Genomic DNA, 13,469 nt, shown 5'->3' on the forward strand with positions numbered 1-13,469 from the left:
ATCGCATATTTGGTCAGGCAAGAAGGCTAAGAGCAGAGATGAGCACAAGTACCGTTGAAACGCTCCTGGAGGAGTTTAACCGCCTCCTGAATCTGCGCTTTTCGGGCCCACCAGACCTCATGGATGCCGCCAAAGACGCAGCGTGCGCGGCAGGTGAAAGTGCGTTGCGGCCAACGCTCGAACGCAGCCGCGAACTCTACGCCCTAGTCAACAGCAGGCTTGGCCTGAACAAGAAACGTATCAAGGCATTCATCGACCTTGCCGCGAAGCAGCGATACTTCTTCAACTACCGTGACAAGGTCACGCTCGCAGCACTTTTTGACGGCGCGCACCGTGAAGCGTTCACGGCTTGGTGCGAGACAAAGGGAATCGACGAAGGCGTGCGGGAGGCATTCCAGCCAATATCGAATGACGAGACCGTGGCAGGCCTGCACGACCTTCTGAAAACGGGCCGCGTGAACCGGAGCGACGCTCGGGACTGCGACCTAGAGGAAAAACAAGTCCTCATTCAGCGTGCGTTGTTTGGTGGCTTTGTGTTCCGCGCATTTGAGGACGGCGCAATGCACAAGGTCTTCAATGAAGATGCGAGCAAAGAATACCACGCCAATTTTTTCGACCATCTACGCGCCAATCATCATGAACAGCTTCACCGCGAATGCGCGTTAATCTACCAAGACGTCGATCTCGGCGCATATGATGCGCTGACAGATAAACAGATTTCCGATCTGCTACTTACAGGCATTCGCGACAGCTATGACCGCCTTGCAAATCACTGTTTTTTCGCACTGCGTTTGCGGGCAGCTCCTGGCGGTGAAGCCCGTCAATGGCGTTTGTTCTCAGACACCGTTCTCTACGCTGAAAAACACCGTGAGATTGCGCTGTCAAAAGGGTATTTCCGCCCCGACACCATTCGCGAGACCACCGAAGGTCACATCGGCGCAGCGCTTGACGTGGACTCGGCACGCTTTGATCTTGTGAATGAAGGGTTCTTTTTCAAGGACTGTTTTGTTCTCTCACACGCCGCCGCAGAGGGTACGACCGATCAACCCTATGACATCTTGCTCCTGTTCGAAAAGAACGAGCGAGATGAACGGGTGATACCGTGCCCGGCTTGCCGTTCGCACAATGTAGGTGGGAACTCGTATCCCACCATCGGCGTGCGAAGCTGGGAGTGCAAGAATCTGATTTGCCCCGAACGCAGCGCCTATGATCGCGGCAATCGCTATTCCCTGGCTTCGATTATGAAGCAAGAAGCAATCGCTTCTGCAGAGGATCAGATACCGCTCGACGTCCGCAGACGTTGGCGGAACGATGTGCTCTTTGATATCCGTGATGAAGAAGTCACGGACATGCTCATCCGCCAGTTCAGCTTACACAAAGATCGCATCGTGATCATGGGTCAAGCACAAGGTGAACCGCAAAGCTATCTGGGCCGCGAGCTTGCGTACGAACCATTCGGGTCGTGGAAAGCGGACGACGGCATTGGCCAGCGCTTCTTTGACAGCGCCTTCTTTAAACGATTTGCTCTAAAGCGACCTAAAAGTGATGTTACGCCCCCGTCAACAAAGCAAAGCGTGAAGCCGGGAATCTGCCTTGTGCATGGCGACTGTGAAAGCGGACTTAATGCGCTGCCACCCGAAAGTATTGAGGGTGCCGTTACATCACCGCCTTACTACAACGCGAGAGAATACTCTCAGTGGCCAAACATCTACTGCTATCTCTTTGACATGTATAATGCTGCAAGGGCGGTGTTCAGCGCGCTGAAACCTGGCGGTCTTTTTGTCTACAACATTTTTGACTACTTCGACAATGAGAACATCGCGGCCTTCTCCGCGATGGGCAAGAAGCGAATGATACTTGGCGCATACATTATCTATCTGTTTGAGACCGCGGGCTTTGACATCGTTGGTAACGTCGTCTGGTTCAAGGGCGACATCGAAGGCAAGCGTAACTTCAACGGTGGCAACGAGTCACCATACTACCAATTGCCCTTCAATTGTTGGGAACACTGCCTTGTATTTCGCAAACCAGGGGCAGAATCGAAGCTACCTGAAGTAAAAATCCTAAAGCAACGCCCTGTCTTCAAAATGGTGCGCGGCAAGAACACACACGGTCACACTGCACCGTTTCCCCCTGAAATCCCACAGCTTCTGCTTGACACCTTGCCAGAAGGTTCGACCGTTTTGGACCCCTATGGCGGCAGCATGACGACCGCCTGTGCAGCAATACAGAACAAAATGGATGCGCTGATATATGAACTGAACGAAGAGTACTTTCAGCTTGGTCTGCGCAATGTGGAGCAAGCAATCGCGACACCAGACGACCTGTTTTCCTACGGCAATCGCGAAAAGGCGAATCGGATATCGCCGACCACCGCAGAGCCGAGGGACAGCGCTGCAAATGCATAGTATTTGGTTAGGCATTATTGCCTTTGATTTGGTGAACTTTGAGGGGCGGATCATGACCTGTTGATCGTGTCCAAACTGGATTGAAAATAGAAGCGATGGGCCAGGCTGAACTGAACATGGTCCCAATGCCATTTAATATAGTTCGGTTTTACCCGGTCACTCCGAGGTCTGCTTGAACGACGTCGCGAAGTCTACCACCCTTCATTTGTATACCCTAGTAGTGGGGGAGATTGGGTTTATTGGCACTTTGTCCTTAACCCTCCGTCTCATAGATATGAGGGTTTGACTGTAATGTGGGGTGTCTGCCCAAAACTGTCATGGAATTTTTCCTGCATCACCGTCACCAGTTCGTCTTCAAGATCAGACTGAACAATGAACGCATCATGAATTGGCAGGATGGCGTGACCCTGTTTGACAAAGTGCAGCATCACCTGTTCTGCTAGATCGCTTTCAGCACGCTGGAGACGCATACCTGCCTTTTCCCCAACCATGTCTTCGATCATCGGGAACCCGGCAATCACCGCGTTCCGAAACTCCTGAACCGTCATACCATGGGCCGCTTCGTCAAAGTTTCTCGGCTCCGATACGTGCTTGGTCTTGGCATGAAGCAATGCAGCAAGTGTCGCCTTAGCGTGGTCGCGCAATTGCTTGCTGTTCTCGATGCCGGGTATCACAGAGTACGGGTCTTGCGGGACTTGCATTCCGGCTTGCGCCAATAAAACGGCAGGATTGAAGCCGCTGTAGTCTGCTTCCACAGTGGGCTGGCCATCAATCAGTATGGAGCGGCGCACACCTTTGCGAACGTACTGCCACCAACCGCCTTGGAACCTGCCACCGTGCTCAAATGTGCGATTGTTAAAGACACGGTAGAGCTGCTTGGTGTGGCCCAAGTAGTCTTCGGAGAAATCTGAATACGTAAGTTGCCGGGGTGTCGTGATTGAAGTCCGCTCAAGAACCGTGTTGATCTCGTGCAGAGCATGACGCATCCCTCGTGTTTCAGACGTATCAGCATACTTTGTCAGTTGCTTCTGTTCGTCTTTTAACTGGACAGGCTCAGCAACTCGATCAATGCGGAAGTCACGCAGAGACAACTCGTCCGAAAAAAGGTCGCAGATCGCCTTTTCGGACAGGGCAAATCGAGCTGTCTGTGCATTCTCTCCGTAGTGATATCCTTTGGCAGTTGTCCGCATGACGCCGGTATTCAGCAGCCATTCCATACACATGCGAAAACGGTGGGTTGTCATGTAATCCGGTCGGTAGCGGTTTTCACGGTCGAGCCGTTCCTTCCGACTTCCGATACCTACGGGCATTCCACGACGCTTCGTATGCGCCCGGAGAAGGTTCACAAGAATAACCCGGCAACACTCCATAAACCGTTCTTGTTCATCTGTGCCCCGTTTGCGTTTGTAGCTTCTCTGCCAAGCAGCACAAATGTCATCCAGCACAAGGTCTAGATTGTTTTGGGTAGCTTCGTGAAGCAATCGGAGGTTTGGCTCAAACACCCAAGAACGGTGGGCCGTTTGGTCCGGAAGTGCTGCGACTTGCTCCTTGCTCAGAAAACGGGAGAGGATTTCGGTTCCTTGCGTCATCGAAAAAAACCGACACATTTTTTCGAGCGGGTATCTATACACCCTCCGTCCCCAAAGTCCCCCATGGCCCCAGTCTCCTCTGAATGGTTTCGCGCGGCAACGCTTAACCCTTCGTCTCATAGTAGACCATACGGATTGGCGTTATTACGGCACCTTTTGAGCCTTTTATCCGGACCTTGTTCACTACTGGCTTATTGACAGTTGATGACGATTTCTGCACATGGTGGGACACAAAGTGAGACAAACGAGCCAACCTCGCTCTTGATTGTCCGGCCTATTCAATGGCTTAGAAAAATGGTAGCGGGTCCGGTACTCGCCTCCAATAAAATCAATGGGTTATGAATTTTCCCACTCATTGAGTATCACCTCCAGTATCAGTTTCATATTTTGTGCTCGTTTCGTTCAACAGCTGCTCCCAAAGTCTTCTTTTCTCGGCAGCGGTTTTCGCGCGCATGATTTGGCGCGCAAATCCTGCATACTTAATCACCATTTTCTTGGTTTTGTGGCCGCTGTAGCTCATTATCTCGTCGTCATCGCACCCGGCCCAGGCCAACTCCATTACGCCGCGATAACGCAACGCATGCAAATCGTGCGCCAGAACCCCCAAACGCTCACGTTCGGCGCGCATGATCCGAGCGATCCTATGGTAACTCATCGGTGAACCGTCCTCGTTCGCCAATATCGGCCGATCTCGCTTGGCCTTTTCGCCTAACGAAGTTTTCAAACTATCTAGTTGTGCAATCAGATTTGACGTACAGGGAAGTTGAAGCTCCACACCTGTTTTGTTCTGTGTCAACTCAAGGTTCTTGCCATCGTAGTTCGCCCAAGTGAAACCACTTAAATCCCCTGGTCGTTGGACAGTTCCCACTCCAAGCTCAAAAATGAGCATAGGAAGTTCAGTTGCTTTGCTGCGCCAAGTTTCCACTGCCGCATCTGTCCAAGGAATATGGGGTTTTTTCCATTCTGGGGGAACAGGCAAGCGCTCAATTCCGGAGGCTGGATTTTCGTTAAGCCAGCCTTTTCTTCTTGCTAACTTAGCCAACAAAGTAACGGCGACTGGGATGTAATTCGCGAAATTGACACGATGGGCATTTTTGTCCATCGCCGTGTAGATATCAGCGGCTGTAAGCCTCGAAACGTCACGCTTACCAATTTTCTCATTCAAGTAAATGAAAGACTTTTCCAGATCCTGCCGGTAACGCGGCTCATATTCAGCCCATTTTTGAGATTGACGAAATTCTTCGATAAGTTCTGACCAAGAACGCTCGGCCTCATGGCGCTTCCCACGTTGTATCTCCCAATATTGTTCGTCAAACTCGGGAGTGCCTTCTGCGGCGAAAATCCGATAGTACTTCCCGCCTTTGCGAACATACCACCGCCCACTCGGATGCTGCCAAAGATACTTCTTGCGCGTCACCACGAGATTTCCTCGTGCCCGTCAACGAGCTCACCAGATACAATCAACTCCAAGAGCCTAGTGTCCCACCGCTTCTCTCCTGCGATAATCTTCGCATCTGGCAAATGACCAGATTCAACGCCTGCTCTGAATTCGGGAACGGACATGTCGAGTAGTTGAGTTGCCGTACTTTCCTTAGCTGCGAGTGGAACATACCGTGCCATGCAATCACCTCAGCGCTCTTCCAGCGTGTCCCGCTTGGGTTCGACCGTGTTCGCATTGAGATACTCTTCCATCGCGCCAACCGGTAGCAAATAGAGCCCGCCGACTTTGATGTGTTTGACCTCTTTGCTTCGGATCAACCGACGCACACGGGCCAACGGCCAGCCTAAGCGAAGGGCGACTTCGGCTGGGCTCTCGTACTCTTGGTTGCGCGCTGTCTCCATTTGGGCACTCCCTGCAACTGTTGGCTCACACGATGTATCCGAGTACTATCACTCCGAATCTCAACATCTGAGCTATTTGTATCTTATACGATACAATATGTAAACTGGGTAAACAGACCGAATGAACAGCATTGGCGAACGCATTGAAGAGGTCAGAAGCAAAAGCAGTCTGTCACAGGAAGCGTTTGCAGGGACATTGGGCATAAGCCGCAACTCATATTTCAAGTACATCCGAGGGCACCGGGCCATCCCATCTGATGTGTTTTCCGCGATCCTTGAGAAGTACGGCACTGACCCAGCTTGGCTACATGAGGGTGACGAGGGTCTTACGAACCGCACCACATCCCTTCTCGATGAGATGAAACAAATACTTCATGCGGTTGATAATCGCGCAGAAGAACGGGGCCTTGCCATCGATTTTGACAAAAGATGGCTGATCGCCTGTCGCATTTGCGTCGAACGCGTCATGGCCGCGAAGCAAAGCGAGGATATACCAGAAGTCGCGGTAGCTGAAATCGACAATTGGCTGGAGGTGGCACAATGAAAAACGCGATCCAAAGCCCACCTGGACTTTCCAACGAAGAAATCGATCAACTTATGGACCCACTCCTGTCGATCGAAGAACGTCAATCGGTGTGGCGCAAGAAACCTTTGGGCGTTCAAGCACGGAATCTGCAGGAGCATTGGAAAGGCGCGTTGCGCGGGCCGTTCGAGCTCGGACTTGTCTCTTGTGGGATGGCGATCATCGCGCTGATCGTTGCAACCTTTTCCGACACTTGGCGACTGGCTGGCATCACGGCTTTCCTGCTTTGGTACCCCATGATGTTTTACGTCCTGCGTGAAATGCATCGCCTAAGCCGATTGCGCGTTAACGAGATTTGAGACCGGCGCATTTTGCGCCCAATAAGAAAGACAAGAGCAGATGCCTACCCTACGCTGGTTGACCAGAGATGAAGATGTAAGAGCCGCCGAGAAGGTGCCTTACCGCCTGTTAGAGGAAGTGCCGGACCTGGGCTATGGCGACCGGGCTGCTGGCAATATGCTTATCCAGGGCGACAATCTGGAGGCGTTGAAGGCGCTGTTGCCCTACTACGCGGGACAAGTGAAATGCATCTATATCGACCCGCCTTACAATACAGGCCAAGCCTTTGATCACTACGACGACAATTTAGAGCATTCAATCTGGCTGGGCACGATTTTCCCGAGACTGGAGTATTTACGCGACTTGCTAACTGAAGATGGTGTTCTGTTTTGTCAGCTCAATGATGATGAAGCCGCATATGCCAAGGTGCTTTTAGATGAAGTCTTTGGGCGGCAGAACTTCATCAACCAAATCGCCGTAAAGATGAAACTCACAGCCGGGGCTAGCGGAGGCGGTGAAGACAAACGCCTCAAAAAGAATGTTGAGCACATTCTGATCTACGCAAAAAACAACACGAATGACTCGGGCTTTCAGAAGTTTAACGACTACTATGAAGAACAAGACCTCTTCGAACACATTGAGATTATGGAAGAGGCTGGCAAAAGCTGGAAATACACAAGTGTTATCGAGAGTTGGGGCGAGCCCGTTGAAGAGCGAACCGTTTTGGACGGGTCTGGTGGAAAAATCATCGTCACAAAATACAAGGGCCTTCAGCGGACCACTTTGAAAAAACTTGCCAAGAAAACAGGCAAGTCAGAGCGGGAACTTTACATAGAGTATTTCGATCGAATTTTCTCGGATACAAATGCTCAGACTTCGATCAGAACGCGAATTATTGACGAGTTTTTGGAACTCGAAAATGACGAGGTTCTAGAAGCCAAGTACATTCCCAGATCTGGTCGGGACAAAGGAAAAGAGGTTTCGCATTACTATATCAGCCCGACCATCCGCCGCGTGATCTGGCTAAGCGATGCGGCGGAAAAACGGGGTAGCTTTTTGTTCAAAAAGGAGAAGCTAGGGACATACTGGCAGGGGTTCTCACTCAATAATTTAACAAAAGAAGGATCCGTGAAGTTCCCAAATGGCAAGAAACCTGAAGGGTTACTCGAAAGAGTTATGGATATCGCGACCGCCCCCGGCGACCTTGTACTCGACTCTTTCCTAGGCTCTGGCACGACAGCAGCGGTCGCACACAAGCTGAAACGCCGATATATTGGAATCGAAATGGGCGAACATGCCGTAACCCATTGTGTTCCGCGTCTGCAAAATGTGACCGATGGTGAACAAGGGGGCATCTCGAAAGCGGTGAACTGGGAAGGCGGCGGCGGTTTCCGCTTTTATCGCCTTGGCCCACCCGTTTTCCATGAAGATGGCTCGATCAAATCCGATATCCGGTTCCCTGTTTTGGCAGCACATATATGGTTTGCCGAAACGGGTGCCCCTTGGACTGAACCCAACACCCTATCGCCTTTTCTTGGGGCTCATGACGGTCACGGCTATGCCCTTCTCTACAACGGCATTTTGGGTGGCAGGTCGGCCTCTGGTGGCAATGTCCTGACCCGCAAGACGCTCGCCGTGATCCGCGCTGCACAAGGCGACTTCAAAGGCCCGTTGACAGTGTATGGCGAACGCACAGCGCTGTCTGAAACGACGTTGAAGGTTGAGAAGATCGAATTCAAACAGACTCCCTATGACGTGAGGGCACGTAAATGAAGCTGAAGGATTATCAGAAGGCGTCCCTCGCCACCCTACGGGAGTTCTTTGAGGAAGCGCGCATCACTGGCCCAAAAGCCGCCTATGAGACGCTCACAACGCAGCCGGCGCTCGCCGCCCGTCTGCGTGGCTATGCGGCGGGCTATAAGCCCGTTAAGGGCCTGGATAACGTGCCATACGTCTGCCTGCGCCTACCAACAGGTGGCGGCAAGACGATCCTAGCATCGCATTCGATCACGATCGCCAAGGATGCTTGGATCGAAAAGGACTTTCCTGTCGTTCTCTGGCTGGTGCCAACAAATACGATCCGCCTACAAACTGCCGAAGCGCTGAAGAACCCCAAGCACCCTTATCGCCAAGTGCTTGACGAGGCGTTCGAAGGCCGTGTGCGCGTGTTCGATATCGGTGATTTCACCCAGCTCACACCGCACGATATGCGGTCGAACCTGTGTGTCGTCGTCGGGACCATTCAAGCGCTGCGGCAGAGCAAGACCGACAAGTACCACGTCTATCGTCACCACGAGATGCTTGAACCGCATTTCAGTTCTGTCTCGCCAAACACGCCGGGATTGGAGCGCAACGATGACGGCCCGTGGAAGGGTGACATCAAGTTCAGCTTCGCCAATCTGATGCACCTGCACCGCCCGCTGGTCATAATGGATGAAGCGCATAAGGCCGGATCTGACCTGAGCCAGCTCGTGTATGAACGCATCAACCCCACCGCGTTGATCGAGTTCACCGCCACGCCCAAAGGGTTCAACAACATCCTCCATTCGGTCTCGGCACAGGAGCTGAAGGATGAAGAGATGATCAAGATGCCCGTCGTGCTGGACGAGGCAGAGACGTGGCAGGGAGCGGTCAACTCAGCCATCCTGAAGCGCGCCGAGTTGCAGGAATGGGCGGACAAGGACCGCGAGGGCTACATTCGGCCCATTGTGCTGTTTCAGGCTCAGAAGAAAAACGAAGAAGTCACTGTAGAAGTCCTCAAGAAGCACTTGATCGAGAACGAAAATATCGACGAGGACAAAATCGCCGTTGCAACGGGTTCCCAGCGTGAATTGGATGGGATCGATCTGTTCAAACCCGATTGCAAGATCGAGTATGTGATCACCATTGAGGCGCTGAAAGAGGGCTGGGATTGTTCCTTCGCTTACGTGTTCTGTTCCGTCGCCAATATACGTAGCTCGACCGACGCCGAGCAGCTTTTGGGACGAGTGTTGCGGATGCCCTATGCAACCCGACGCAAGTCTCCTGCCCTGAACAAGTCCTATGCTCGCTTGGTATCCAAACGCTTTGCCGAAGCCGCAAACAATTTGCGCGACAAGTTGGTGGACATGGGCTTTGAGGAAGGCGAAGCCGAGGCCAATATCGAGGCTGAACAGCCTGAGCTTTTGGATGGTCTTTTCGGACACCAAACCCGCCGCCGCCCGACATTATCGGTCGAAGTAGAGGCAACTCCCGAAGTGCGCCACGCCATTTCAACAATCGCACCTGGCACCATCAAGGTCTCAGCCAGTGAAGACGGCAAGACAGTCATTGACCTGATCGGTGTTCCAAAGCCAAGCGTAGAGAAAGTTCTGTACGAGCGCACCCCGGCCAATTTGCATGGTGTGTTGCGCAAGAAGATCGAGGAATTCAAATCCAAAAACGCCGATGAGATCGCGCCATCGCACAAGGGTGAGACGTTCGTCATCCCGCGCCTCATGGTTCATGTGCAAGGGGATCTGGTGTTTGGTGATACCGATCTACTTATGGAGTATCATGATTGGTCGCTGTCCGATCATCCTGCGCGACTGGAGCCGTCTGAGTTTAACATCGTTGAGACCACAAACACTTTTGAAATCGACCTCGATGGCAACCGCTTGTTAATTGCGTCAGGCGACAGTTCCGAGCAGTTGGCCATGGACGTTGATGTCGAAGACTGGACACCTGCGAGCCTCGTGCGATGGCTGGATGGGAAAGTACGAGACCAACGAATTGGCCAGCCCGAAATGCTGGCGTGGCTAGGCGATGTCGTCACCTATCTCAACCGCGACCGCAACCTACCCTTGGCCCAGCTCATGCGTTGCAAATTTATCCTTGCACGTAAGCTGGACGAGAAGCTCAGGGGGTTCCGACAGGCGGAGCGAGACAAGGTCTATCAGATGAACCTTTTTGCCCCAGAGGCACGGTTGGAGGTATCGTTCGATGATGGATTCAAATTCTTCGATGAAATGTATGCCGACGTGCCCAAGTATCGAGGAACAAAGTTTGCCTTCCGCAACCATTTCATGGGCCGCGATGAAGTACCTGCTTTCGACGGTAAAGAGGGCGGTGAAGAGGAACAATGCGCACTGGTGATCGATGGGTTGCCTGGCCTAAAACATTGGACCCGCAATGTTAGCCGTCACCGGAATTCGTTCACGCTCCCGACTTCCACCGACAAATTCTATCCAGATTTCGTTGCTGAGATGGATGATGGCCGGTTGCTCGTGGTTGAGTACAAAGGTCAGGACCGAACCCCAGAAGAGAGCCGGGATTCCCGGGAAAAGGACCAGATCGGCCAGGAATGGGCGAAGGCATCTGAGGGCAAGGCTGTGTTTGTCATGGCAACCATTGAGAACAAAGATGCGGGTGGAATGCGACTGTCCATACTAAATGCACTGAAACTGAATTAGGTCCATGAAGTTAGGCAACAGATCTTGATGGGTGGCTGAAGCCGCCAATGAGGTGAACATGGCAGCAGGAACGAGGCAATGATCAAAGAACGTTCAGGCCAACTATTTGAGAGTGCCGAAAATCTAGGACTGACCAAACGCCGAAAGCTAACGCGCACCTGTCGCCTTGCTTTTTTGGTGTGGCGGGAAACACTTGCCCTATGAAAGCTCTTCTAGGATCGGCACTGTCTTCATGTGGTTCTCTACGGCTGATCTAACCTCAACACTTATCGGCAAGTTTGGCATTTCTGTAGCCCAATGCTCCCGAAAGAGCTGGACGGTCTCTTTGGCAGCATTGATCGCCATCTTTTTAGGTATGGCGGCTTTCACTGCGAGATGCGTCAGCTCGTCCAATGAGAATGCCGAGAACACTTTGGAGCGGCTGATTTTCATGTTGGTCGCGTCGCCTGGAATGTAGGGCACGGTTGAAACAAAATCATAAGCGGGTGCCAGCGATACATACCGCCTGTCCGGATAGATCAATGACCAGTTCTTCATGTGCATGTCGGCATTGCCGATCAGCATGTTGAAGGTCAGACGCCGTACATATTCGATGATGTCGGCATCATTACCTTCGGCGGCGATAACCTGAGCGATGTTCCGGAAAGAACCATTGCCGTACTTTTGCTCAGGATAGAGCCCATAGACCTGCGCAAAATCCTCAATATGCAGGCGTGATCCGTCGGACAGCCGATCAAAGCGCTCAATCACAAATGCATGGTTGCCGATTTTTTCGATGCCTTCGGGCAAGTTCTTGATCGCACTGATGCTGACCAGATCAATGGCGGGCACGTTCATACCAATGAGGCTAGCCAGCTTCATCATGGAGAATTCATTTTCAGGGACGCCTGAAAACTCGCGGGAGGGGAGCTTTACGATCCAAGAGCCCCCGACGCCGGACGCCGGGATGGTCAGTCCGCCGCTTGCTTCCATCACGGCGGAAAACTTGAGCTGAACACCTGCCAGCGAGAAGCGCAGCGCGTTTTCGCGTTGATCATCGCCATGATCATCGGCGCCGTTGGCGGCATCCGGCGGCCAGGCTTCACCATCGGACGGGGTTATTGTGATTGCGCCGGGCAGGTCATGGCCAAGTGCCCAGAGTAGATAGAATTCGCGCTCGGGATTCACGCCCGCCTGTTCGGCTAGGTATTTCCGCAGATGGCCTTCGGGTAGAAGGTTGGAAAAGAAGGGCATGACGCGCTTCTGGTAGGGCCTAAAGTTCGTAAAAAGCTCCCCGAATTCATCCTTGAAGGCGAGGCCGAGGGTCGGCCTGTCAGGATTTTCGATGTACGCGTCGGTGAAGGCAAAGATGGTACGATCGCCGCCGAGATTGGTTAGAGTGCCGATCGGCTCACCATACAGGTTCACGTTGAGAACAGAGACACTACTCATCGCTATCTCCATCAAGACGATAGGCAGGACGTGGCAAGCGCGTACGATCCTCGTCAGCCATGCCGTGAGCAAGTGTATTTCGGAAACGATTCATCTGCCTTGACGCGTCTTGCAGCGCTGCAACGCCACCCGCGTCCTCCACGGCTTTGAGCGCTTCACGGATGCTGCGCAATGTGTCGGTGTTCCGGATCAGGTTCTCGAACTGTCGCATCTCCCGAAATTGCCGCTGCAGATTTTCGAAGGCGGGACTATCGATCTTGAGCGACCCGATATGCGCAAGCTGATTGGCGATCCGGATAATCTCTTTGCGCGTTTCCGGCGTGGCCTTCGGCGTGTCGCTTACGCTACGGGTGATCGTCCTCACCGCAGGCGCCGCCTTGCGCGGCACAAGCGCTAGTTCCAGATCGAGGGCGTTGGCGATGGCGGTCAGGCTTGAGACGGTGAGGTTGACCGCGCCATTCTCGATCTTGGAGATGTGCGACTGCGGCACGCCTGCACGGGCGCTGAGCGCGCGTTGGCTAAGTCCCTTCTTCTCACGCGCAGCCTTCAATGTGGCCGCTAGTTTTTCGCTCTCATAGCTCATTTTGATATAATCCTGCATATCAAGCGCAACATTTGATCTGCTTCTATGTATCACATGGGGCGTGAGACTTCAAGATTTGATCTGTTCTTACACATCAAATGCCGACGGCGATCTGCTTTTGTATATCAAAACATGGCGCACTTCTAGCCAAACCAAGAGGAGACAGGCGCGTAGCATATGCGAGACGCTGCGTTGTGAAAATTCTAATTTGGTCCAAGCCCAATCCAGCTAGGCTCAGGACCCATTGATTTTCGCCGTGCGACATGATTCATCGCGCAAAAAACAAGCGGTGAACATGTCTGACCTTTTCTGGCTGAGCGACGA

Annotated in this window: 10 protein-coding genes; 5 read left to right on the top strand and 5 right to left on the bottom strand. The window is 52.6% G+C overall.

What is annotated here, in order from left to right:
* Positions 1-38 precede the first annotated feature (38 nt).
* Complete coding sequence (locus tag BXY66_RS19465) at positions 39-2,408, top strand: DNA-methyltransferase (protein ID WP_132862073.1); 2,370 nt, start codon at positions 39-41, stop codon at positions 2,406-2,408.
* Positions 2,409-2,674: 266 nt separating this feature from the next.
* Here the strand turns inward: BXY66_RS19465 and BXY66_RS19470 are convergent, their stop codons facing one another.
* From BXY66_RS19470 to BXY66_RS19480, 3 genes are all read right to left on the bottom strand, one after another.
* Positions 2,675-3,997 (bottom strand): hypothetical protein, encoded by a 1,323-nt coding sequence (locus tag BXY66_RS19470; RefSeq protein WP_132862074.1) that lies wholly within the window; start codon positions 3,995-3,997, stop codon positions 2,675-2,677.
* 352 nt (positions 3,998-4,349) lie between these two features.
* Positions 4,350-5,414, bottom strand: a complete 1,065-nt coding sequence (locus tag BXY66_RS19475) for a tyrosine-type recombinase/integrase (RefSeq protein WP_243694440.1) — start codon at positions 5,412-5,414, stop codon at positions 4,350-4,352.
* Positions 5,415-5,626: 212 nt separating this feature from the next.
* The gene (locus BXY66_RS19480; RefSeq protein WP_132862076.1) at positions 5,627-5,839 is read right to left on the bottom strand and encodes a helix-turn-helix domain-containing protein; all 213 of its coding nucleotides are present in this window, start codon (positions 5,837-5,839) and stop codon (positions 5,627-5,629) included.
* Positions 5,840-5,960: 121 nt separating this feature from the next.
* Here BXY66_RS19480 and BXY66_RS19485 point away from each other — a divergent pair, with 121 nt between their 5' ends.
* The 4 genes from BXY66_RS19485 to BXY66_RS19500 are packed head-to-tail and all read left to right on the top strand — an operon-like array spanning position 5,961 to position 11,131.
* A complete protein-coding gene (locus BXY66_RS19485; RefSeq protein WP_132862077.1) occupies positions 5,961-6,383 on the top strand; it encodes a helix-turn-helix domain-containing protein in 423 nt (140 codons plus the stop codon).
* Positions 6,380-6,721, top strand: a complete 342-nt coding sequence (locus tag BXY66_RS19490; protein WP_132862078.1) for a hypothetical protein — start codon at positions 6,380-6,382, stop codon at positions 6,719-6,721. The genes BXY66_RS19485 and BXY66_RS19490 overlap by 4 nt, the downstream gene beginning before the upstream one ends.
* A gap of 40 nt (positions 6,722-6,761) precedes the next feature.
* A complete protein-coding gene (locus BXY66_RS19495) occupies positions 6,762-8,474 on the top strand; it encodes a site-specific DNA-methyltransferase (protein ID WP_132862079.1) in 1,713 nt (570 codons plus the stop codon).
* Positions 8,471-11,131 (top strand): DEAD/DEAH box helicase, encoded by a 2,661-nt coding sequence (locus tag BXY66_RS19500; protein WP_132862080.1) that lies wholly within the window; start codon positions 8,471-8,473, stop codon positions 11,129-11,131. The genes BXY66_RS19495 and BXY66_RS19500 overlap by 4 nt, the downstream gene beginning before the upstream one ends.
* A 198-nt stretch (positions 11,132-11,329) precedes the next feature.
* Here the strand turns inward: BXY66_RS19500 and BXY66_RS19505 are convergent, their stop codons facing one another.
* Positions 11,330-12,562 (bottom strand): type II toxin-antitoxin system HipA family toxin, encoded by a 1,233-nt coding sequence (locus BXY66_RS19505; protein WP_132862081.1) that lies wholly within the window; start codon positions 12,560-12,562, stop codon positions 11,330-11,332.
* Positions 12,555-13,163 (bottom strand): helix-turn-helix domain-containing protein, encoded by a 609-nt coding sequence (locus tag BXY66_RS19510; protein WP_243694441.1) that lies wholly within the window; start codon positions 13,161-13,163, stop codon positions 12,555-12,557. Before BXY66_RS19510 ends, BXY66_RS19505 begins: the two co-directional genes overlap by 8 nt.
* Positions 13,164-13,469: the final 306 nt, after the last annotated feature.

Origin of the sequence: Shimia isoporae, from assembly GCF_004346865.1 — a bacterium.
GTDB lineage: Bacteria > Pseudomonadota > Alphaproteobacteria > Rhodobacterales > Rhodobacteraceae > Shimia > Shimia isoporae.